Raw genomic sequence first — 20,837 nt, 5'->3', positions numbered from 1 at the left:
CACTTAGAACGAAGGACTATCCCAATGGCCATGAAGATCCGGCTCGCCCGCGGCGGCTCCAAGCGTCGCCCCGTCTACCGCATCGTCGCCGCCGACTCGCGCCAGCCGCGCGACGGCCGCTTCCTCGAGAAGCTCGGCATGTACAACCCGCTCCTGCCCAAGGACGACGAGACCCGCGTCACCATGGACGTGGAGCGCGTGCAGCACTGGCTCGACCAGGGCGCCCAGCCCACCGACCGCGTGGCCCGCTTCCTGGAGGCCGCCGGCGTGAAGCCGAAGACCGAGCGCGCCAACCTCAAGAAGGGCGAGCCCGGCAAGAAGGCCAAGGAGCGCGCGCAGGAGAAGGCCGACAAGGCCGCCGCCGCCGCCGAGGCCGCGAGCGCCCCGGCCGAGGAATCCGCCGAAAGCTGAGCGGTCCGGCCCCGGCGGGCGTGTCCCGCCGGGGTTTCGCATGCGAAACATCCGCGGGGTGATGCGGTGAAGGATCACGTCTGCCTCGGCGCCGTCATGGGCGCCTACGGCGTGCGCGGCGAGGCGCGCGTGAAGTCGTTCTGCGCCGACCCGTCGGCGATCGGCGACTACGGCCCCCTCCGCGACGAGGAGGGCCGGACCTACCGCCTCACGGTGCTGCGCCCGCTCAAGGGCGGCTACGCGGTGCGCCTCTCGGGCGTGGGCTCCAAGGAGGAGGCCGATGCGTTGCGCGGCCGCCGCCTCTGGGCCCCCCGCTCGGCCCTGCCGCCCGCGGGCGACGACGAGTGGTACCATTCCGACCTCATCGGCCTGGCCGTCCTCGACACCGGGGGCGCCGAGATCGGGACGGTCGCCGCCGTGCTCGACCACGGCGCGGGCGACCTCCTGGAGGTGCGCGGCCCCGGCCTCAAGGGCGGCGTGCTGATCCCGTTCACGCAAGCGGCGGTCCCCACGGTGGACATCGCCGCGGGCCGCCTCGTGGTCGACCCGCCGCGCGGCACGCTGCCGGGCGACGAGGACGCCCTGGAAGACGGGGCGGACGGCGGCGCCGGCGAGGGGTAACGGAACGGTTACCTCGCGCGGGCGTTCCCCCCTCGCACAACAGGAAGGACCAACTCCATGATCGAATGGATTCTCATACTCCTCGCCGTCGCCGCGATCGCGGCGTTCTTCGGCATGGGCCGCGTGTCGGGCATGGCCCTGACCGGCGCCAAGATCCTGATCGTGATCGCGCTGGTGATCTTCCTCTTGGTCGTGCTCGGCATCATCGCGATCGCCTGACGCTTCCCCCGTGCCCGCCCCCGCGCTAGGGGGCGGCGCATGACCGACGCCCCCGCCCGCTCCCACGGCCTGAAGTCCGCCCGCCCCTCGGCCGCCCCGCGCGACCTGATGGAGGAGGTGCCGGAGCGGGGCTGGAGCGCCCGCGTCGTCACCCTGTTTCCCGACGCCTTTCCCGGCATTCTCGGTCTGTCGCTGACGGGCACCGCCCTGCGCCGCGGCCTGTGGACCCTGCGCACCGTCGACCTGCGCGCCCACGGTCTGGGCCGCCACCGCGCCGTGGACGCGCCGCCCGCGGGCGGCGGCGCGGGGCTGGTGCTGCGCCCGGACGTGGTGGACGCCGCGCTCGCCGAGGCCGAGGGCCCCGGCCCGGTCCTCTACCTCTCGCCCCGGGGCCGCCCCTTCGACCAGGCGAGGGCGCGCGCCCTCGCCGCCGGTCCCGGCGCCACGCTGCTCTGCGGGCGCTTCGAGGGCGTGGACGAGCGCGTGCTGGAGGCGCGTGGTGTCGAGGAGGTGTCCCTTGGCGACTTCGTCCTCACTGGCGGCGAGATCGCCGCGCAGGCGGTTCTGGACGCCACGGTCCGCCTCCTGCCCGGCGTGGTCGGCAATGCCGCCTCGCTGGACGAGGAGAGTTTTTCGCGCGGTTTGCTGGAGCACCCCCAGTACACCAAGCCCGCCGAATGGCAGGGCCGCGCCACGCCCGACGTCCTCCTGTCCGGCGACCACGCGAAGGTCGAGGCGTGGCGCCGCGCCCAGTCCGAGCGCCTCACGCGGGAACGCCGCCCCGACCTCTGGCACCGTCTGCACGGCGGGGACTGAACGCCTCCCCTCATCTTGCCGAAAATACCTCGGGGGTTCGGGGGCAGAGCCCCCGGCGGCGCCAATGCTTGCAAACGCCGCCCTCCGGCGATAAAGGCGCCCATCCCCGAGCGGGGACGCAAACCAACAGCCGTGCGCGTTCGCGTCACGGACATCATCCGGGGGCAAACCCCGTGGCATCCAAGGAGGGTCCCGTGGACCTGATCGCACAGATCGAAGCGGAGCAGGTCTCCGCGCTCGGCAAGGACATCCCCGACTTCAAGGCCGGCGACACCGTCCGCGTCGGCTTCAAGGTGACGGAAGGCACGCGGACCCGTGTGCAGGCCTACGAGGGCGTGTGCATCGCCCGCAAGAACGGCGAGGGCATCGCCGGCTCGTTCACGGTGCGCAAGATCTCGTTCGGCGAGGGCGTGGAGCGCGTGTTCCCCCTTCACTCCACGAACATCGAGACCATCGAGGTGGTGCGCCGCGGCCGCGTCCGCCGCGCCAAGCTCTACTACCTGCGCGAGCGCCGGGGCAAATCCGCGCGCATCAAGGAACAGACCAACTACCGGCCCCGGGCCGAAGCGGAGGCGTGAGGCGATGAAGAACGGCATCCACCCCGAGTACCACACCATCGACGTCAAGCTCGTCGACGGCACCGTGGTCCAGATGCGCTCCACCTGGGGCAAGGAGGGCGACCAGCTCTCGCTCGACATCGACCCCTCGGTCCACCCCGCCTGGACCGGCGGCGGCCAGCGCCTCATGGACACCGGCGGCCGCGTGTCGAAGTTCAAGAACAAGTACGCCGGCCTCGGCTTCTGAAGCCCGGTTCGGACGACCAAGGCGCCGCCCCCCGGGGCGGCGCTTCGCGTTTCACGCCCCCACCGTGCCCGAGGCGACCACCGCGCCCGTGGGGGCCCCGTCCGGCGCGCCGCCCGGCGGCTCCTCGGACAGGGCGAGCACGGCGCCCGGCGGCACCGCGATGCCGGCCAGCTTCAGCACCGCCGCCCCCGGCTCCACCACGCCCAGCGAGCGCGGCGCGGCGCCCTCCGCGATCACCCACAGCTCCAGCACCCGCCCCGGCGGCGCCTCGCCCTGCAGGTCCACATGGAGCCCGCCGCGTCCGTCGAGCCGCGCCCGCATCACCACCGCATCCCCGCGCAGCACCGCCGCCGGGCCGTCGAGCGCGGGCAGCGGCGCCAGCAGCGCCGCGGCGGCCAGCGCCCCGCCCCCGAGGAGGGCCGCCAGCAGCCCGCCCCGCACCCAGCCGCCCCGCGCGGGTGGCAGGGCGCGGGCGCGGGCGCGGCGCCGCAGGGCGCGCGGGGGCGCGACCTCGGGCATCGCCTCCAGAAGGGCCACGAGACGTCGCTCCCAGCGCGCGCCGGCGCCGCGCAGCGCGGGCTCGGCGCCCATGCGCGCCTCGACGCGCCGCGCCTCGCCGGGCAGCAGCAGCCCCAGCGCGCGCTCGGCGGCGAGCAGGTCGTCCTTGGGCGCGGTCCCCCTCACCGGAGGCGTCCCGGCGCGGCGGAGGGCGCGCGGGAGGGGCCGGTCTGGGGCATGGGCGTCTCCTCGGGGCGGGCTCGGTTCGACCCGCAGCCACGCGGCGCGAGGCGGGAAGTTTCGCCCCCGGCCGGGCAATCCCGGAGGAATCGTCCGATTTGCCACACCCATGCGCTCCCGAAGGGCGCCGGGTGTCTAGGCATGGTCCCGCCGATTCGCTAATCCGGGGGCGGATCATGGGGGAAACGCGGGTCAATGGCGCACATCATCGTCTTCGGCAACGAGAAGGGCGGCTCGGGCAAGTCCACCACCTGCATGCACACCGCGACCGCGCTCGCGCGGGCGGGGGCGCGCGTGGGGGCGCTCGACCTCGACCTGCGCCAGCGCACCTTCACCCGCTACCTCGAGAACCGCGCCGACTACTCGGCCCGCCAGGGCGTCACGCTGCCGTCGCCCGAGGCCGCCGGCCTGCCCAAGGTGGACCGCTCCGAGCTGGGCGAGCATGAGAACCCGTTCGACAAGTCGTTGTCACTGGCCGTGGCCGACCTCGAGGGGCGCTGCGACTTCATCGTGATCGACTGCCCCGGCAGCCACACCCGCCTCTCCCAGGTGGCCCACAGCCTCGCCGACACGCTGGTCACGCCGCTCAACGACAGCTTCGTGGACTTCGACCTCCTGGCCAAGATCGACCCGGACTCGGGCCGCATCCTCGGGCCGTCGGTGTACAGCGAGATGGTCTGGCACGCGCGCCAGCTGCGCGCCAAGGCGGGCCTGCCGCCCGTGGACTGGATCGTGCTGCGAAACCGCCTCGGCGCGCAGGAGATGCACAACAAGCGCAAGATGGGCCAGGCGCTGGAGGACCTCTCGAAGCGCATCGGCTTCCGCGTGGCGCCGGGCTTCACCGAGCGGGTCATCTTCCGCGAGCTGTTCCCGCGCGGCATGACGCTGCTCGACCTCAAGGACATCGGGATCGCGAACCTGAACCTGAGCAACGTGGCGGCGCGGCAGGAGGTGCGGGAGCTGATTTCGTCGCTGCGGCTGCCCTCGGTGGAGATGGCGTTCTGAGCGGAGAGCGCCGGGGCTCTGCCCCGGACCCCGAGGTATTTCTGGTAGGATGAGGGAGGGGCCCTAGCGCCTCCTCCCCATGTGCTGCTCCAGCCGTCGCAGGGCGAGGCTGAGGGCGATGGTCATGGTCAGGTAGAGCAGGGCCACGACGTTGTAGGTCTCGAAGTAGCGGAAGTTGCCCGCCGCCGTGACCTTGCCGAGCTGCGCGATGTCGAGGACGCCCACCACCGAGACCAGCGACGAGTCCTTCACCATCGCCACGAAGTCGTTGCCCAAGGGGGGCAGGATCGTGCGGATCGCCTGCGGGAACACCACGTGGCGGAAGCGCTGGCGGCCCCGGAGGCCGAGCGCCTTGGCGGCTTCGATCTGGCCGGGGTCGACCGACTGGAGGCCGGCGCGGAACACCTCGGCGATGAAGGCGCTGTAGGCGATCACCAGCGCCAACACCGCCCGCCACAGGAGCGGGAAGTCCCGCGTGCGCGCGTCCGGAAGACCCAGCCAGTTCCAGAACGCCACCAGCCCCGGCGCCAGCACGAAGGCCACGTAGAGCAGGAGCACGAGGATGGGGATGCCGCGGATGATCTCCACGTAGAACCGCGCCGCCTCGCGCAGGGCGCGCACGTGCGAGAGCGACATCAGCGCGACCCCGAGGCCCACGAGACAGGCGAAGGTGAACGATACCACGGTGACGAGCACCGTGATCCACAGCCCCCGGCGCAAGGTGATCAGCACCTGCCGCGAGGCATCATCCAGCAGCACCAGCGCGTAGGCCCCGCCCAGCAGCAGGGCCACGGCGGCGAGCCACCACGGAAACTCGCCTCCCGCCGCCCGCGCCGGGCCCATGCGGCGCTACTGGCCCATCTTGTAGTCGAGGAACCACTTCGCGTTCAGCGCATCCAGCGTGCCGTCCTCGCGCATTGCGGTGATCGCCGCGTTCATCGGCTCCACGAGGTCGCTGCCTTTCGGGAAGATGAACCCGAAGTCCTCGGTCCCCAGCGTCTCGCCCACGATCTTGAGCGCGCCATCGCTCGCCTCCACGTAGCCCGCTCCGGCCGTGCCGTCCGTCAGCACGAGGTCCACGTCGCCCGCGCGCAGGGCCTGCACGCCGGCGCCGAAGGTCTCGAACAGCTTGATGCGTGGGTTCGCCTCGTCGCCGTCGAGCACGTCGTAGACGCCCACGTAGAACGGCGTGGTGCCGGGCTGGGCGGCCATCAGGAGGTCGTCGTCGGCCGCGAAGCCCGCGGCGTCCGAGAAGCGCGCCTCGTCGCCGCGCACCAGCATCACCATCTCGGAGCGCATGTAGGGGTCCGAGAAGTCCACGGTCTCGGCCCGGTCCTCGCGGATCGTGATGCCGGTCATGCCCATGTCCATCTGCCCCTCGGCCACGGCCGGGATCATCGCGTCCCACGAGATCTTCTCGTACTCGGGGGTGAAGTTCAGCCGCTCCGCGATCTCGGCCATCGCGTCGTACTCCCAGCCGATGGCGTCCCCCGAGCCGGGGTCCTTGAACTGGAGCGGCGGGTAGGCGTCCTCGGTGGCGATGGCGACGGTCCGCCCCCCGAGGTCGGGCAGGTGCGCGTCGGCAAGGGCGGGGCCGGCGAAGGCGAAGATGGCGGCGGCGGCGAGGATGGGGCGCATGGGTCTCTCCCGGTTTGACGGTCGGAGTAGGACACCGGGGGGCGCCGCGTTCAAGCCCGGCGCGCGGCAAGCAGCCGCTGCGCTCAGATATCCCCGCAGACCGGGCAGTCGGCGCGGCGAGCCACCTTGATGCGCCGGGCGTCGGCGTCCAGCCCGTCCCAGAGCAGCATCGTGCCCCGCAGCGTGGTGCCGGCGCCGGTGATCTCCTTCACCGCCTCCAGCGCCATGATCGACCCCACGACCCCCGGCAGCGCGCCCACCACGCCAGCCTCGGCGCAGGAGGGGGCCAGGCCGTCGGCGGGGGCTTCGGGGAACAGGCAGGCGAGGCAAGGGGCGCCGGCGGCGGGGTCGTAGATCGTGACCTGCCCCTCCCACTGGGTGATCGCCCCGGCCACCAAGGGGCGCCCCGCGCCGACGCAGGCCCGGTTCACGGCGTCGCGGGTGGCGAAGCTGTCGGAGCCGTCGAGCACGAGGTCGTAGTCCGCCACCAGCGCCTCGCCGATCTCCGTCGTGAGGCGGCGGTGGTAGGGGCGCACCGAAACGTGGGGGTTTAGCGCGCGGATCGCGGTCTCGGCCGAGAACACCTTGGGGATGCCGGTGCGCGCGTCCGAGTGGACGATCTGGCGCTGGAGGTTCGAGAGCGAGACCGCGTCGTCGTCGATCACCCCGATGGTGCCGACCCCGGCGGCGGCGAGATACAGCAGCGCGGGCGAGCCGAGGCCCCCTGCCCCCACCACCAGCACCTTCGCGTCCTTGAGCTTCCGCTGCCCCGGCCCGCCGACCTCGCGCAGGGCGATGTGGCGGGCGTAGCGCTCCAGCTCCACCTCCGAGAAGGGGCCGCGGGGGGCGGCGGCGCGCGTCTCCTCGGCGTCGCGCTCGGCCTCGATGCCGGCGGCCCGCCCGCGCACGCCGCGGATCACGCGGGCATAGGCGAACACGGCCGCGCCCAGCGCGCCCAGCACCAGCCACGGGCCGGGGCCGCCGCCGAGCTGCTCGCGCAGGGGGTGGCCCGCGGGCAGTGCGACCACGGCCGCCAGCACGGCGACGTAGAGGAGGGCGAGCATGATGAGCCGCGCCTGCACCGGCGTGCCCATGCGGCGGCCGAGGAACCAGATCGCGGCGGCGAGGGCGACGAGGATCAGGAGGATCATGCGCCGGTCGACCCGAAGCCGCCCGCGCCGCGGGGGGTGTCGCCCAGCGCCTCCGCCGCCTCCCACCAGGCCCGCACCACGGGGGCCACGACGGCTTGCGCGATCCGCATCCCGTGCGCGACCGTCACCGCCTCGCTCCCGAGGTTCACGAGGATCACCCCGAGAGGCCCCCGATAGTCCGCGTCCACGGTGCCCGGCGCGTTCAGCACCGTCAGCCCGTGGCGCAGGGCGAGGCCGGAGCGAGGGCGGACCTGCAACTCGAAGCCGTCAGGCACCGCCACCGCGAGGCCGGTGGGGACGAGCGCGCGAGCACCCGGTTCCAGCACGATCTCGGGCCCGCCCATGAGGTCGGCGCGCAGGTCGGCGCCCGCGGCGCCCGCGGTCTCGTAGCCGGGCAGCGGCATGGCGGGGTCGGCGCCGGGCAGGCGCAGGCAGCGGATCGCGGTCACGCCAGCGCCTCCGCGATGCGGGCGGCGAGCCGGCGGGCGGTCTCGGACTTGGACAGGCGCGGCCACGGCTCGGCGCCGGCCTCGGAGATCACCGTCACCGCGTTCTCAGGTCCACCCATGATGCCGGTCGCGGGCGACACGTCGTTGGCCACAATCCAGTCGCAGCCCTTGCGGAGGCGCTTGGCGGTGGCGTGGGCCACCACGTCGCCCGCCGCGTCCCCCGTCTCGGCGGCGAAGCCCACCACGAGGGCGGGGCGACGGTCCCCTCGGCATACGGTGGCGAGGATGTCGGGGTTCTCGGCGAACGCCAGCGCGGGCGCGTTCCCCGATCCGTCCTTCTTCATCTTCGATCCGCTCGCGTTCTCGACCCGCCAGTCGGCCACCGCGGCGGCCATCACGGCGGCGTCGGCGGGCAGCGCAGCCTCCACGGCGGCCAGCATCTCGCGGGCGGTCTGAACGCGGATCACCTCCACCCCCTCGGGCGGAGGCACGTCCGCGGGGCCGGTCACGAAGGAGACCCGCGCCCCGAGGTCGCGCAGTGCGGCGGCGATGGCCGTTCCCTGTGCCCCCGAGGAGCGGTTGGCGATGTAGCGCACGGGGTCGATCGGCTCGTGGGTCGGGCCGGAGGTCACCAGCACGTGGCGGCCCCGGAGCGGCCCGTCCGCGAAGAACCCCTCCACGGCCGCCACGATGTCGGGCACCTCCGCCAGCCGTCCCGGCCCGAACTCGCCGCAGGCCATGGCGCCCTCGTCGGGGCCGACCACGCGCACATCGTCGGCGCGCAGGCGCGCGAGGTTGCGCTGCGTGGCCGCGTGCTCCCACATCCGCACGTTCATGGCGGGCGCGATCATCACCGGCGTGTCGGTGGCGAGCAGCAGCGTGGTGGCGAGGTCGTCGGCGTGGCCCTGCGCCATGCGCGCCATCAGGCTCGCGGTCGCGGGACACACCAGCACGAGGTCGGCGGAGCGGGACAGCTCGATGTGCCCCATCTCAGCCTCGTCCGTGAGGTCGAACAGGTCGCGGTGCACCTTGTGCGCGGCGAGGGCCGAGACCGACAGGGGCGTCACGAACTGCTCGGCGCCCTTGGTCAGCACCGGTGTGACGGCGGCGCCGCGCTCGCGCAGGCGGCGGATCAGCTCCAGCGCGCGGAAGGCGGCGATGCCGCCGCCGATCACCAGGAGGATGCGCTTGCCCGTCAGCATGGCACGACGCTTAGGCTCCGCTGCCGGGGGCGTCTAGCGGAAGGCGTCGCAGGGATCGCCCCGCTCGGGCGCCTCCGAGGTAAGCTGCACGTCGCCGGGCGGCAGTTCCTCGCCCTCGCCCTGGATCACCGCGATCACACGCACGTCCGGCGCCGCCTGCCGGATCATGTAGGGTACGCCCCGGTCGGTGCGCGCGTGGCCGTTGCCCGCGACCAGAACCACCGGCGCTCCGTGCTCCGCCAGCGCCTCCAGCGTGGCGGCGGCGAGGCGGGCATCACGCTCGCGCTGGCTGGCCACGAACCGGGGCAGGAGATCCTCGGGCAGCGCGTCGCAGTGGGCCGCCATCTGCTCGGCCTCGCGCTCCGCCTGCTCGGCCCCGGGCAGCGGCGCGTCCAGCGCGAAGGCGGAAAGGTCGCGGGGATCGTCGCCCCCGGCGCCGACCACGGGCGCGTCCGAGGCCTGGAACACCGGCAGGTACATCGCGAAGTCCGGCCAGCCCGACGCCTCCCACCCGAGCCGCGCGCCGAGCGCGGCGTCGCGGGCGGTGTCCGGGCCGATGCGGGCGGCCTGCGCCGGGGTCAGCATCTCGAAGGCCAGGGCCGTGGGCGCGATGCGCGCGATCAGCGCCGCCTGCGCGCGGTGGTGGTCCGGGTTGTCGTGGCGCTCGCCCAGCACGTACACGTCGGCGGGCGGCAGCGCGGGCACGTCCGCCATCGCGCCCCCGGCGGCGAGCGCCGCCAGGAGCGCGAGCGTCGCGGCGCGCTTCAGTTCAGGAACCCGCGCACTTCGCGCGACTGCCCGTCCAGGATGCGGCGCATCTTGGCGAAGGCGGCCGCCTCGAGCTGGCGCACGCGCTCCTTGGACAGGCGCAGCTCGTTGCCGAGCGATTCCAGGGTGCGCGGCTCGGGGCGCAGCTTGCGCTCGCGCACAATGAACCGCTCGCGGTCGTTCAGGCCGTTCAGCGCCTCCAGCAGCCACTCGCGCAGCTGCGCGGTGTCGTGGTCGTGCTGCACCAGCGTGTCGGCCTGCTCGGCGCCGTCCACGAGGGTGTCGATCCACTCGCGCCCCTCCTCGTCCGAGGACTGGGTGGCGTTCAGCGAGAAGTCGGACCCCGACAGGCGCCCTTCCATCATCTCCACGTCGTGGAGCGGCACGCCGACCTCGGTGGCGATGCGCTCGCGCATGGTCTGGCGGTCCAGGATCACGCCCTCGGCCAGCGCTTCGCGCTCCAGCCGGGCCTGCACGCGGCGCAGGTTGAAGAACAGCGACTTCTGGCTGCTGGTCGAGCCGGTGCGCACCATCGACCAGTTGCGCATCACGTAGTCCTGGATCGACGCCTTGATCCACCACACGGCGTAGGTCGAGAAGCGCACGCCGCGGTCGGGGTCGAACTTCTCGGCGGCCTTCATCAGCCCGAGCCCGGCCTCCTGGATCAGGTCGTTCATGGGCGCGCCGTAGCGCTTGAACTTGGCGGCCATGGAGATGGCGAGGCGCATGTAGGCGGTGATCAGGCGGTGCAGGCTCTCCTCGCAGCGCTGGTCGCGCCAGGCGTAGGCGAGCCGCAGCTCGGTCTCCGCGTCGAGAAGCTCCGCCTTCATGGCGCGCCTTGACAGCGAGGTGTCGGAGTTGAAATCGAGAGCCATCGGCAATCCCCTCTTCATGCGTCCGCAGGGCGCCGGCGCGCTCGCTACTTGCTTGCAGCCACAACCCTCCCGGAACATTAAAGTTTCCAAGAAATGCCCAACTCTTGCAAAATCGTGCTTGCGCTGGGCCATGCGGCGTCCGGAAAGTCCGCCTTCGCCGAGGCGGAGGCCGCGGACTGGGCGGCCCGCGAGGGCGCCCCGCTCGCCTACGTCGCGACCGCCCGGATCCTGGATGCCGAGATGGAGGCGAAGCGTGCCGCGCACGCGGCGCGGCGGGGCACGGGGTGGGTGCTGCACGAGGCGCCCGAGGATCTGGCCGGGGCCTGCGCGGGTCTGGAGGGCGCGGTGCTCGTGGACTGCGCGACCATGTGGCTCGCCAACCTCGGCGAGCGCGACTGGGAGGCGCCCGCCAAGGCGTGGATCGCCGCCATGCGCGCGGCGCCGGGGCGCTTCTGGGTGGTCTCGAACGACGTGGGCGGCGGCGTGGTGCCCGCCAACGCGATGGCGCGCCGGTTCCAGCGTGCGCAAGGATTGCTGAACCAGCGCCTCGCCGCCGCCGCGGACCGGGTGGTGCTGGTCACGGCCGGTCTGCCGCAGGTCCTGAAGTGAGGCTCTGGCTCGTGCGCCACGGGCCGACCCACGCGCGCACCCTGATCGGTCGCACCGAGCGCCCCGCCGACCTGTCGGACACCGCGGCCCTGGGCCGCCTCGCCGCAGCGCTTCCCGACGCGCCCGTAGTCTCCTCGGACCTCGGCCGCGCCCGCGCCACCGCCGACGCCCTCGCCCGCGGCCGTCCCCGCCTCGCCGACGTACGCGGTTTGCGGGAGTTCGACTACGGCGCCTGGGAGGACCGCCCCTTCGCGGAGTTCGACGGCCCCCTCTCCCGCGCCTTCTTCGAGCGTCCCGGCGACGTGGCCCCGCCCGGCGGCGAGAGCTGGAACGCCGTGGAGCGCCGCGCCGTCGCCGCCGTGGACGCGCTGGCCGCGGATCACGCCGAGCTGATCGCGGTGGCCCATTTCGGCGTGATCCTGATCCTCTGGGCGCGCGCCGCAGGTCTCCCGCCCGCCGCCGCCCTCGCCCAGCCCGTCGAGCCGCTGAGCCTGACGCGCATCGACTGGGCGCCGCCGCGCGCGCACTATGCCAACCGCTGCCCCTGACCCCCGGAGTGCTTCGATGACCTACGAGCTGCTGATCGGAGACCGCTCCTACTCCTCGTGGTCGCTGCGCGGCTGGCTGCTGTTCGAGGCGTTCGGGATCCCCGCGCGCACGACGCTGGTGCGGATGTACGACCCCGCCTTCGCCGAGACGCTGCGGGCGTGGCCCCCGGCCCGGACCGTGCCCGTGGCGCGGCGCGACGGGGCGACGTGGCACGACAGCCTCGCCATCGCCGAAGCGCTGGCCGAGGCGCATCCCGACGCGGGCCACTGGCCGACCGAGCCCCGCGCCCGCGCCCTCGCCCGCTCCATCGCCGCCGAGATGCATTCCGGCTTCGGCGCCCTGCGCGGCGCCTGCCCGATGAACCTGCGGACCGCGTGGCGGGGGTTCGAGCCGGACGAGGGTGTGCGCGCCGACCTCGCGCGGATCGAGCACCTCTGGGGCCTCGCCTACGACATGGCCGGCGAGGGGCCGTGGCTCTTCGGGGCCTACTCCGCCGCCGACGCCTTCTTAGCGCCCGTGGCCATGCGCATCGCCGGCTACGGCCTACCCGTGGGCGAAGCGGCGCAGGCCTACGTCGCGCTCCACCTCGGCCACGCGCCCCTGCGCCGGTGGCGGGCGATGGGCGAGGCCGCGGACCGGACGCTCGCCGAGTACGACATGGGGCTGGAGCGCGCGCCGTTCCCGATGCCGGAGGCGATCCCCGCCGAAGCGGTGGCGGCAGGTCCCTCCGAGAACGCCCGCTGCCCCTACTCGGGCGATCCGGTCACCCACTTCGCGCGGATCGGCGGACGCGTGTTCGGCTTCTGCAACGCCGCGTGCCGCGACAAGACCGTGGCCGACCCCGACGCCTGGCCCGCCTTCCGCGCCATTTACCATTCTTAAACCACGCGCGGGCTAGCCCCGGTGCGGGAGGGCCTCGGGTATGCTCGCGCGAACCACCACCGTGGCCTTCGAGGGGCTGGAGGCGCGGCCCGTGGCCGTCCAGTGCGCGGTGGCGCCGGGGTTGCCGTCGCTGTCGCTCGTGGGGCTGCCCGACAAGGCCGTGTCCGAGGCGCGCGAGCGGGTGCGCACCGCCCTGGGCGAGCTGGGCATCGCGCTGCCGGCGCGGCGCGTGACCATCTCGCTGTCCCCGGCCGACCTGCCGAAGGAGGGCGCGCATTTCGACCTGCCCATCGCCTTGGCGCTCCTCGCCGCCTTGGAGATCGTGCCGCCCGAGGCAGTGGAGGGCGCGGTGTCGATCGGCGAGATGGGGCTCGACGGCGGCTTGGTGCCCGTGGCGGGCGCCCTGCCCGCCGCCGTGGCCGCCAAGGCGCAGGGACGCCTCCTGTTCTGCCCCGAGGCCTGCGGCCCCGAGGCGGCCTGGGTGGAGGCCGCCAACGTGACCCCTGCCCCGAGCTTGCGCGCCCTGATCGACCACCTGACCGGCGCCGCGCCCCTCCCTTCGGCCCGCGAGGCGCGGCTGCCGCCCCGCCCCTCCATCCTCTGCCTGCGCGACGTGCGGGGGCAGGAGCGGGCCAAGCGCGCGCTGGAGATCGCCGCCGCGGGGCGCCACCACCTGTTCCTCGTCGGCCCCCCGGGCGCGGGCAAGTCGATGCTGGCCGCGCGCCTGCCCACGATCCTGCCGCCCCTCTCGGCGATGGAGGCGCTGGAAACGTCGATGATCCACTCGCTCGCGGGCACGCTGCCCGAGGGCGGCGTGCTCCAGTCCCGCCCCTTCCAGGAGCCGCACCACACCGCCTCGGTGGCCGCCATCGCCGGGGGCGGCAAGCGGGCGGGGCCGGGGCAGATCAGCCTCGCGCACAACGGCGTGCTGTTCATGGACGAGTTCCCGGAGTTCCCGCGCGCCGTGCTGGAGACCCTGCGCCAGCCGATCGAGACCGGCGAGGTGGTGATCGCGCGCGCCAACGCCCACGTGCGCTACCCCTGCCGCTTCCTCTTGGTCGCCGCCGCCAACCCCTGCCGCTGCGGGATGCTGTTCGACGCCGCCGCCGCCTGCTCGCGCGCGCCCGCCTGCGGCGAGGACTACATGGGCCGCGTGTCGGGCCCGCTCATGGACCGCTTCGACCTGCGGCTGGAGGTGCCGGCGGTGGGCCCGTCGGACCTGGCCCTGCCGCCCTCGGGCGACACCTCGGAGGCGGTCGCCGCCCGCGTCGCCGCGGCGCGCGCCGTGCAGGCCGAGCGCTACGCCGGGGCGGAGGACGTCACCGTCAACGCCGACGTGGGCGGCGACGCGCTGATGGAGGCCGCGCGCCCCTGCGCGGAAGGCGCCGCCCTCCTCGACCGCGCGGTGGAGCGCCTGCGCCTGACCGCGCGCGGCTACCACCGCGTCCTGAAGGTCGCCCGCACCATCGCCGACCTCGACGCCAGCGACGCGGTGCGGCGCCCGCACCTGGCCGAGGCGCTGAGCTACCGGCTGATCGACCCGAAGGCGACGTGAGAACTTCGCGTCGTTCCGCTCGGAATACCGAGGGGGTCCGCAGGCTTCCCGGGATCGGTCCAGTGGACCGATCCGCCTGCGGACGGGCGGAGCCCCGGACAGCCCACAGGGCCGGGGGCGGAGCCCCCCCCTACCCCAGCCGCCGCTCGATCGCGTCCCAGATCAGCGCCGCTCCGTCGGTCCCGTCGAACCGCTGCAGCTCCTGCAGCCCCGTGGGCGAGGTGACGTTGATCTCCGTCAGCCATTCCCCGATCACGTCGATGCCCACGAAGATCTGCCCCCGCTCGCGCAGGCGCGGGCCGATGGCTTCGCAGATCTCGCGGTCGCGGGCGGTCAGCTCCACCTTCTCGGGCCGCCCGCCCACGTGCATGTTCGAGCGCGTCTCGCCCGCCGCGGGCACCCGGTTGATGGCGCCGATCGGCTCGCCGTCCACCAGGATCACGCGCTTGTCGCCCTTCGTCACGGCGGGCAGGTACTTCTGCATGATCAGCGGCTCGCGGTTGATCATGGCGAAGGTCTCGTGGAGCGAGGCGAGGTTGCCGTCGTCGGGGCGCAGGCGGAACACGCCGGCCCCGCCGTTGCCGTAGAGGGGTTTCAGGATCACGTCGCCGTGGCGGGCGCGGAAGTCGCGGAACGTCTGCAGGTCGCGCGCCACCACGGTGGGGGGCGTGAGGTCCGGGAAGTCGAGCACCATCAGCTTCTCGGGCCAGTTCCGCACCCAGGTGGGGTCGTTCACGACCAGCGTGCCGGGGTGGATGCGGTCGAGGATGTGGGTGGTGGTGATGTAGCTCATGTCGAAGGGCGGGTCCTGGCGCAGCCAGACCACGTCCATCTCCGCGAGGTCCACCTCGCGCCAGTCGCCGAAGGTGACGTGGTGCCCGCGCTCGCGGCGCAGCAGCATGTCCTGCCCGTGGGCGACGACGCGGCCCTCCAGGTAGCTCAGGCGGTCGGGAGTGTAGTGGAACAGCGCGTGGCCGCGCCCCTGCGCCTCGAGGGCCAGCGCGAAGGTGCTGTCGGCGTCGATGTCGACGCCGCTCATGGGGTCCATCTGGAAGGCGACCTCGAGGGTGGGCATGGGCGGGCTCCTTCCGTTCCGGCGTGGGGGCGTAGATGGCGCGGCGCGGCGGGCGCGTCCAGTGGGGGCGCCTAGAGGAGCACGTTCTCCAGCACCGCGACCCGGCCCGCCTCGTCCACGAGCGCCACGTCGAAGCGCGCCTCGCTCAGGGCGCCTCCGGGAAGGGTGTCGAGATATTCGGCCGCCGCGGCCCGGATGCGCCCGCGCTGCGCGGCCCCCAGCCGTTCGGCGGCGCGGGCGTGGGTGCGGGCGCGCTTCACCTCCACGAACACGGTGGCGGCGCCGTCGCGGGCCACGAGGTCGATCTCGCCGCCCCGGCCGCGCCAGCGCCGGGCGAGAATGGTGCGCGCGCGGGCCTCGTAGTGCCGGGCCACCGCCTCCTCGGCCGCCATGCCGGAGTGGAACGCGACCGATCCGCCCAACCCGCTCCTCCCTACGCCTCCCCGTCCCTCATCCGGAGGGCCAGCTCGTAGACGACGTTACGCGGCGCGCCGGTCTCATCGCCAACGGTCTTTACGGCGGATTTGAGCGATCCCGCGGCCATCGCCGCCCCAAGCCGGGCACGCAGGGCGTCCTCGGTGACGGCCTCGCCCGCGCCGCGGTCGATCAGGAGCACGATTTCGCCGCGCGGCGCCTCGGCCTCGGCCCGCTCGGCCAGCTCCGGCAGGGTGCCGCTCCAGACCTCCTCGAAGCGCTTGGTCAGCTCGCGGCACAGGCGCGCCTCGCGCGCCCCCAGCACCTCGGCGGCGGCGCGCAGCGTGGCGGCGGCGCGCTTGGGGCTCTCGTAGAGCACCAGGGTCGCGGGCACGGCGCCCAGCTCGCGCAGCGCCGCCTCGCGGGCCTTCGCCTTGGGCGGCAGGAAGCCCGCGAAGAGGAAGCGGTCCGTAGGCAGGCCGCCGACGCAGAGCGCGGCGAGCACGGCGCTGGCGCCGGGGGCCGCGTGGACCGCGATGCCCTCGGCCCGCGCCGCGGCGGCGAGCGCGAAGCCGGGGTCGGCCACCAGCGGCGTGCCCGCCTCGGAGGCGTAGGCCACCGAGCGCCCCTCGCGCAGGAGCCCGAGGAGGCGCGGGCGCACCTGCGCGCCGTTGTGGTCGTGGTAGGCCAGCAGGGGCCGGTCGCCGAGGGCGACGCCGTGGATGTCCATGAGGCGGCGCAGCGAGCGCGTGTCCTCGGCCGCCAGCACGTCGGCCGTGCCCAGCAGGTCAAGCGCCCGCAGCGTGATGTCGCGCGCCGCCCCGATCGGCACCGCCACGAGGTGCAGCCCCGCGGGGGCCGTGCCCGAATCCGCCATTCCGCGCCTCCGCCAAGTCCGCCGTTTACTCCGGTGGAGGCGCCCTCTAATCCGGCCCCAACGGTCCATTGGGGAGATCCGAGCCATGGCGTTCCACCGGCTTCGCGGGAAACTGCTGTCATTCACGCGCGCCGCGCGCAAGCTCGCCGCGCTCGGCGCGGCCTCGGCGGCGCTGGCGGCCTGCGCCGTTCCCAGCGACGTCGGCTCGGGCGGCGGCGGCGTGCAGGGCGACGGCGGCCCGGTGAAGGTGGCGCTCCTGGTGCCCTACGGCTCCGCGCGCGGCTCCGACGCGCAGGTCGCCCGCAGCCTCGAGAACGCGGCCCGCCTCGCGGTGGGCGACCTGGGCGCGGGCACGGTGGCACTCGACGTCTATCCCACGCAGGGCACCCCCGGCGGCGCGCAGGCCGCCGCCGCCGAGGCGCTGGCCGCCGGGGCGCAGGTGATCCTCGGGCCGCTCTACGCGGACAACGCCGCCGCGGCGGGCGTGGCCGTGTCCGGCACCGGGGTTCCGGTGCTCAGCTTCTCGAACAACACTGACATCGCCGGCGGCAACGTCTGGGTGCTGGGCAACACGTTCCAGAACACCGCCCGCCGCCTCCTGGGCTTCGCCGCCCGCCAGGGCCGCAACCGCGTGCTGGTCACGCACGCCACCAACGAGGCCGGCCAGATCGCCGACCGCGCGGTGCGCGCGGGCGCGGCCGGCACCGGCGCGCAGATCACCGGCTCGGTGGGCTACGACCTGAGCCAGGCCGGCATCACCGCCGCCGTGCCGTCGATCCGCGCGCAGGCCGAGTCCACGGGCTCCAACGCCATCTTCCTTACGGGCAACACCGCGGGCGACCTGCCGGTGATCTCGCAGCTCCTCACGGAGGCCGGCGCCGGCGGCGAGACCTACCGCTTCCTCGGCCTCACCCGCTGGGACGTGCCCGCCGAGGCGCTGGCGCTGCCGGGCCTGCAGGGCGGCTACTTCGCGCGCCCCGATCCCGGCCCGCTCGGCCAGTTCCGCGCCCGCTACCGCGGCACCTACGGCGGCGAGCCGCACCCGATCGCCAACCTCGCCTACGACGGCATGGCCGCGATCGGCGCCGTGGCCGCCTCGGGCGGCACCGTGGGACGGCGCTCGCTCACGGCGAGCTCCGGCTTCGCGGGCACCGGCGGCGCCTTCCGCCTGATGCCCGACGGCACCAACGAGCGGGCCCTCGCGGTGGCCCAGGTCCTCAACAGTTCCGCACAGGTGGTCAGCCCTGCCCCGTCGAGCTTCGGCGGCTCCGGCTCCTAGGCCGGCGGCGCCCCTTCCCCCCTCGGACCTGCCGGGCGCGGCCGAGGACATCCTCATCGCGCCCACGCAGGCGGTGTTCGACGAGCCTGCCGTCACGGCCGCCCTCGCGGCGGCCGTGGACGGTCTCGTCGACCCCATGGCCGTGCGCCGCGCCGCGGTGGAGGTCCTGCGCGCCGCGCAGGCCCGCGGCCGCGCCGCCATCGCCGAGGGCTTCCGGAGCAGCCCCACCCGCGCCCGCGTCGTCACCCGCGCCTACGCGCTGCTGACCGACCGGCTGGTGCAGTGCGTCTGGCGCCTGGCCACCGAGCGGCTGCACCCGAACCCCAACCCCACCGAGGGCGAGCGCCTCGCGGTGCTGGGCGTGGGCGGCTACGGGCGCGGCGAGATGGCGCCCTTCTCGGACGTGGACCTGCTGCTGCTGACCCCGACCCGCATGACGCCCTGGGCCGAGAGCGTGGCGGAGTCGATGCTCTACATGCTGTGGGACCTGAAGCTGAAGGTCGGCCACGCCACGCGCACCGTGCGCGAGTGCCTGTCGCTCGGCGCCTCGGACATGACGATCCGCACGGCCCTCCTGGAGATGCGCCCCGTCTGCGGCGACGCGGCGCTGGCCGAGGAGCTGCGCGCGCGCCTGCGCACGGAGCTCTTCGCCCGCACCGTGCCGGAGTTCATCGAGGCCAAGCTCGCCGAGCGCGCCGAGCGCCACGCCAAGCAGGGCGGTGCCCGCTACGTGCTGGAGCCCAACGTCAAGGAGGCCAAGGGCGGCCTGCGCGACCTCCAGTGCCTCTACTGGATCGCCAAGTACCGCTACGCGGTGGAGAACACCGCCGACCTCGTGCCGCTCGGCGTGTTCACCGAGGACGAGTTCGCCCAGTTCGAGGCCGCCGAGCGGTTCCTGTGGTGCGTGCGCTGCCACATGCACCTGATCGCCGGCCGCGCCGCGGACGCGCTCCACTTCGACATCCAGGTCGAGGTGGCCGAGCGCATGGGCTACGAGGACCACGCTGGCCGCCGCGCGGTCGAGCACTTCATGCAGACCTACTTCCGCCACGCCACCCGCGTGGGCGAGCTGACGCGCATCCTGCTGGTGGCGCTCGAGGCCGAGAACGTGAAGTCCGAGCCGCGCCTCATGGGCCTCCTGAAGCGCCGCCGCCTGCGCCCGCCCTACGAGGTGCGCCAGGGCCGCCTCGGCGTCGCCGACGAGGCCGCCTTCCTGGCCGATCCCCTGAACCTCCTGCGCGTCTTCGAGGAGGGGCTGCGCACCGGGCTGCTGATGCATCCCCAGACCATGCGGCTGATCGTCGCCAACCGGCACCTGATCGACCGCCCCCTGCGCGAGGCGCCCGAGGCGCGGCGCATCTTCCTCGACCTGCTGCTCCGGCGCGGCAACCCCGAGCGGGCCCTGCGGCGCATGAACGAGCTGGACGTGCTGTCGAGCTTCATCCCCGAGTTCGCGCCGATCGTGGCGATGATGCAGTTTAACCTCTACCACCGCTACACCGTGGACGAGCACACCATCCAGGTCGTCTCGCACCTCGCGCAGATCGAGCGCGGCGAGCTGCGCGAGAGCCTGCCGCTCTGCTCCGAGATCCTGGCCGAGGGCGTGAACCGCCGGGTGCTCTACGTCGCCTGCCTGCTGCACGACATCGGCAAGGGCCGCCCCGAGGACCACTCGATCCTGGGCGCGCGCATCGCGCGCGACGTGGCGCCCCGCCTCGGGCTCAAGCCCAAGGAGGCGGCCACCGTCGAGTGGCTGGTGCGCCATCACCTGCTGATGAGCGACATGGCCCAGAAGCGCGACATCGCCGACCCGCGCACCGTGCGCGACTTCGCCAAGGCCGTGCAGACCCGCGAGCGGCTGGACCTGCTGACGGTGCTGACCGTCTGCGACATCCGCGGCGTCGGCCCCGGCACCTGGAACAACTGGAAGGCGCAGATGATCCGCGGCCTCCACCGCGCCACCGCGCTGGCGCTGGAGAACGGGCTGGAGGACGTGACGCGCACCCAGCGCGAGAAGCGCGCCAAGCGCCTGTTCCGCGAGGCCCTGCCCGACTGGCCCCTTCCGGCCGTGCGCGCCGAGATGGCCCGCCACTACGGCCCCTACTGGCAGGGCATCCCCACGGCGGCTCAGGTGCGCTTCGCCCACCTCCTCCAGGGCCTGCCCGACGGCGAGGTGCGCGTGGAGCTGGACCCCGACGAGGACCGCGACGCCACCCGCGCCATCTTCGCGCTGGGCGACCACCCGGGCATCTTCAGCCGCATCGCCGGCGCGCTGTCGCTGGTGGGCGCCGACATCGTGGACGCGCGCTCCTACACCTCGAAGGACGGGTATGCCACCATGGTGTTCTGGCTCCAGGACGGCGAGGGGCACCCCTACGAGGCCGCCCGCCTGCCGCGCCTGCGCCGCATGATCACCCGCAGCCTGCGCGGCGAGATCGTGACCCGCGACGAGCTGGAGGGCCGCGAGATCAAGAAGCGCGAGCGCCGCTTCGAGGTGCCCACCTCGATCGCCTTCGACAACGACGGCTCCGAGATCTACACCATCGTCGAGGTCGACACCCGCGACCGGCCGGGCCTGCTGTTCGACCTGACCCAGACGCTGGCCAGCTCCAACATCCAGATCGCCCAGGCGGTGATCGCCACCTACGGCGCGCAGGTGGTGGACGTGTTCTACGTGAAGGACCTGTTCGGCCTGAAGATCCACGCCAAGCCCAAGCAGGAGGCGCTGGAGCGGCGCCTGCGCGCGGCGATCACCAAGGCGGCCGAGCGGGCGGGGGCCTGAGGGTCCCGCGCCCCTCCCCCGGCCGCCCCACGGCGCGGCCCCGTTTCCGCCCGTCCTCTCGCCCCCGCCCGCGCGCGGTCTAGATGGCTGCGGACCCCGGACCCTTCGTCCCTCCGGC

General features: G+C 74.0%; 24 protein-coding genes. 13 read left to right on the top strand and 11 right to left on the bottom strand.

Annotation, left to right across the window (positions count from 1 at the left end):
• Positions 1 to 24 precede the first annotated feature (24 nt).
• From rpsP to rpmE, 6 genes are all read left to right on the top strand, one after another.
• A complete protein-coding gene (gene rpsP / locus K3554_RS04075; RefSeq protein WP_259943835.1) occupies positions 25 to 411 on the top strand; it encodes a 30S ribosomal protein S16 in 387 nt (128 codons plus the stop codon).
• A gap of 66 nt (positions 412 to 477) precedes the next feature.
• Positions 478 to 1,032: a ribosome maturation factor RimM gene (rimM, locus tag K3554_RS04070; RefSeq protein WP_259943833.1), complete on the top strand. Its 555-nt coding sequence runs from the start codon at positions 478 to 480 to the stop codon at positions 1,030 to 1,032.
• Positions 1,033 to 1,089: 57 nt separating this feature from the next.
• On the top strand, positions 1,090 to 1,251 hold the full coding sequence (locus K3554_RS04065) for a DUF1328 family protein (RefSeq protein ID WP_259943826.1): 162 nt from the start codon (positions 1,090 to 1,092) through the stop codon (positions 1,249 to 1,251).
• A gap of 39 nt (positions 1,252 to 1,290) precedes the next feature.
• The gene (gene trmD, locus K3554_RS04060) at positions 1,291 to 2,067 is read left to right on the top strand and encodes a tRNA (guanosine(37)-N1)-methyltransferase TrmD (protein ID WP_259943825.1); all 777 of its coding nucleotides are present in this window, start codon (positions 1,291 to 1,293) and stop codon (positions 2,065 to 2,067) included.
• A gap of 194 nt (positions 2,068 to 2,261) precedes the next feature.
• Positions 2,262 to 2,645: a 50S ribosomal protein L19 gene (gene rplS / locus K3554_RS04055; protein WP_259943823.1), complete on the top strand. Its 384-nt coding sequence runs from the start codon at positions 2,262 to 2,264 to the stop codon at positions 2,643 to 2,645.
• Positions 2,646 to 2,649: 4 nt separating this feature from the next.
• The gene (rpmE, locus tag K3554_RS04050; RefSeq protein WP_259943816.1) at positions 2,650 to 2,871 is read left to right on the top strand and encodes a 50S ribosomal protein L31; all 222 of its coding nucleotides are present in this window, start codon (positions 2,650 to 2,652) and stop codon (positions 2,869 to 2,871) included.
• 51 nt (positions 2,872 to 2,922) lie between these two features.
• Here rpmE and K3554_RS04045 read toward each other — a convergent pair whose 3' ends face one another.
• On the bottom strand, positions 2,923 to 3,555 hold the full coding sequence (locus tag K3554_RS04045; protein WP_259943815.1) for an anti-sigma factor domain-containing protein: 633 nt from the start codon (positions 3,553 to 3,555) through the stop codon (positions 2,923 to 2,925).
• Positions 3,556 to 3,804: 249 nt separating this feature from the next.
• Here K3554_RS04045 and K3554_RS04040 point away from each other — a divergent pair, with 249 nt between their 5' ends.
• Positions 3,805 to 4,614 (top strand): division plane positioning ATPase MipZ, encoded by an 810-nt coding sequence (locus K3554_RS04040; RefSeq protein ID WP_259943814.1) that lies wholly within the window; start codon positions 3,805 to 3,807, stop codon positions 4,612 to 4,614.
• A 63-nt stretch (positions 4,615 to 4,677) separates the two neighbouring features.
• Here K3554_RS04040 and K3554_RS04035 read toward each other — a convergent pair whose 3' ends face one another.
• The 7 genes from K3554_RS04035 to K3554_RS04005 all read right to left on the bottom strand — a co-directional run bounded on the left by K3554_RS04035 (position 4,678) and on the right by K3554_RS04005 (position 10,697).
• On the bottom strand, positions 4,678 to 5,457 hold the full coding sequence (locus K3554_RS04035) for an amino acid ABC transporter permease (RefSeq protein WP_259943813.1): 780 nt from the start codon (positions 5,455 to 5,457) through the stop codon (positions 4,678 to 4,680).
• Between the two features lie 6 nt (positions 5,458 to 5,463).
• Complete coding sequence (locus K3554_RS04030) at positions 5,464 to 6,252, bottom strand: transporter substrate-binding domain-containing protein (protein WP_259943812.1); 789 nt, start codon at positions 6,250 to 6,252, stop codon at positions 5,464 to 5,466.
• An 83-nt stretch (positions 6,253 to 6,335) separates the two neighbouring features.
• Positions 6,336 to 7,403 carry a molybdopterin-synthase adenylyltransferase MoeB gene (locus K3554_RS04025; RefSeq protein ID WP_259943810.1) on the bottom strand — a complete coding sequence of 356 codons (1,068 nt, stop codon included), beginning with the start codon at positions 7,401 to 7,403 and terminating at the stop codon, positions 6,336 to 6,338.
• Positions 7,400 to 7,807 carry a dUTP diphosphatase gene (gene dut / locus K3554_RS04020; RefSeq protein WP_259945782.1) on the bottom strand — a complete coding sequence of 136 codons (408 nt, stop codon included), beginning with the start codon at positions 7,805 to 7,807 and terminating at the stop codon, positions 7,400 to 7,402. The genes K3554_RS04025 and dut overlap by 4 nt, the downstream gene beginning before the upstream one ends.
• 41 nt (positions 7,808 to 7,848) lie before the next feature.
• On the bottom strand, positions 7,849 to 9,054 hold the full coding sequence (gene coaBC, locus K3554_RS04015; RefSeq protein WP_259943809.1) for a bifunctional phosphopantothenoylcysteine decarboxylase/phosphopantothenate--cysteine ligase CoaBC: 1,206 nt from the start codon (positions 9,052 to 9,054) through the stop codon (positions 7,849 to 7,851).
• Between the two features lie 33 nt (positions 9,055 to 9,087).
• Positions 9,088 to 9,768, bottom strand: coding sequence for a ChaN family lipoprotein (locus tag K3554_RS04010; protein WP_259943807.1), 681 nt, complete (start codon positions 9,766 to 9,768; stop codon positions 9,088 to 9,090).
• A 50-nt stretch (positions 9,769 to 9,818) separates the two neighbouring features.
• Positions 9,819 to 10,697: an RNA polymerase factor sigma-32 gene (locus tag K3554_RS04005; RefSeq protein ID WP_259943804.1), complete on the bottom strand. Its 879-nt coding sequence runs from the start codon at positions 10,695 to 10,697 to the stop codon at positions 9,819 to 9,821.
• 114 nt (positions 10,698 to 10,811) lie between these two features.
• On the opposite strand from K3554_RS04005, the gene K3554_RS04000 reads away from it, so the two are divergent.
• From K3554_RS04000 to K3554_RS03985, 4 genes are read left to right on the top strand one after another with little or no spacing between them, the layout of a single operon-like run.
• Positions 10,812 to 11,306 carry a bifunctional adenosylcobinamide kinase/adenosylcobinamide-phosphate guanylyltransferase gene (locus K3554_RS04000; protein ID WP_259943802.1) on the top strand — a complete coding sequence of 165 codons (495 nt, stop codon included), beginning with the start codon at positions 10,812 to 10,814 and terminating at the stop codon, positions 11,304 to 11,306.
• Positions 11,303 to 11,854, top strand: a complete 552-nt coding sequence (locus tag K3554_RS03995) for a histidine phosphatase family protein (protein ID WP_259943801.1) — start codon at positions 11,303 to 11,305, stop codon at positions 11,852 to 11,854. The genes K3554_RS04000 and K3554_RS03995 overlap by 4 nt, the downstream gene beginning before the upstream one ends.
• Positions 11,855 to 11,870: 16 nt before the next feature.
• Positions 11,871 to 12,737: a glutathione S-transferase gene (locus tag K3554_RS03990; RefSeq protein ID WP_259943799.1), complete on the top strand. Its 867-nt coding sequence runs from the start codon at positions 11,871 to 11,873 to the stop codon at positions 12,735 to 12,737.
• A 40-nt stretch (positions 12,738 to 12,777) separates the two neighbouring features.
• Entirely contained in the window at positions 12,778 to 14,292 is a 1,515-nt protein-coding gene (locus K3554_RS03985; protein WP_259943797.1) for a YifB family Mg chelatase-like AAA ATPase, read from the top strand.
• 130 nt (positions 14,293 to 14,422) lie between these two features.
• Here the strand turns inward: K3554_RS03985 and gshB are convergent, their stop codons facing one another.
• The 3 genes from gshB to rsmI all read right to left on the bottom strand — a co-directional run bounded on the left by gshB (position 14,423) and on the right by rsmI (position 16,658).
• Positions 14,423 to 15,367, bottom strand: a complete 945-nt coding sequence (gene gshB / locus K3554_RS03980) for a glutathione synthase (RefSeq protein WP_259943796.1) — start codon at positions 15,365 to 15,367, stop codon at positions 14,423 to 14,425.
• 71 nt (positions 15,368 to 15,438) lie between these two features.
• A complete protein-coding gene (locus tag K3554_RS03975) occupies positions 15,439 to 15,789 on the bottom strand; it encodes a YraN family protein (RefSeq protein WP_259943795.1) in 351 nt (116 codons plus the stop codon).
• 11 nt (positions 15,790 to 15,800) lie between these two features.
• On the bottom strand, positions 15,801 to 16,658 hold the full coding sequence (rsmI, locus tag K3554_RS03970; protein ID WP_259943794.1) for a 16S rRNA (cytidine(1402)-2'-O)-methyltransferase: 858 nt from the start codon (positions 16,656 to 16,658) through the stop codon (positions 15,801 to 15,803).
• 85 nt (positions 16,659 to 16,743) lie between these two features.
• Here rsmI and K3554_RS03965 point away from each other — a divergent pair, with 85 nt between their 5' ends.
• Together K3554_RS03965 and K3554_RS03960 are read left to right on the top strand one after the other, a co-directional pair.
• Positions 16,744 to 17,937: a penicillin-binding protein activator gene (locus K3554_RS03965; protein WP_259943793.1), complete on the top strand. Its 1,194-nt coding sequence runs from the start codon at positions 16,744 to 16,746 to the stop codon at positions 17,935 to 17,937.
• Positions 17,903 to 20,719, top strand: coding sequence for a [protein-PII] uridylyltransferase (locus K3554_RS03960; RefSeq protein ID WP_409197343.1), 2,817 nt, complete (start codon positions 17,903 to 17,905; stop codon positions 20,717 to 20,719). The genes K3554_RS03965 and K3554_RS03960 overlap by 35 nt, the downstream gene beginning before the upstream one ends.
• Positions 20,720 to 20,837 lie beyond the last annotated feature (118 nt).

Origin of the sequence: Jannaschia sp. W003, from assembly GCF_025144335.1 — a bacterium.
Classification (GTDB): Bacteria; Pseudomonadota; Alphaproteobacteria; order Rhodobacterales; family Rhodobacteraceae; genus Jannaschia.
Note: the sequence above shows the minus strand (reverse complement) of the source record. Positions and strands in the feature narration are given on the sequence as shown.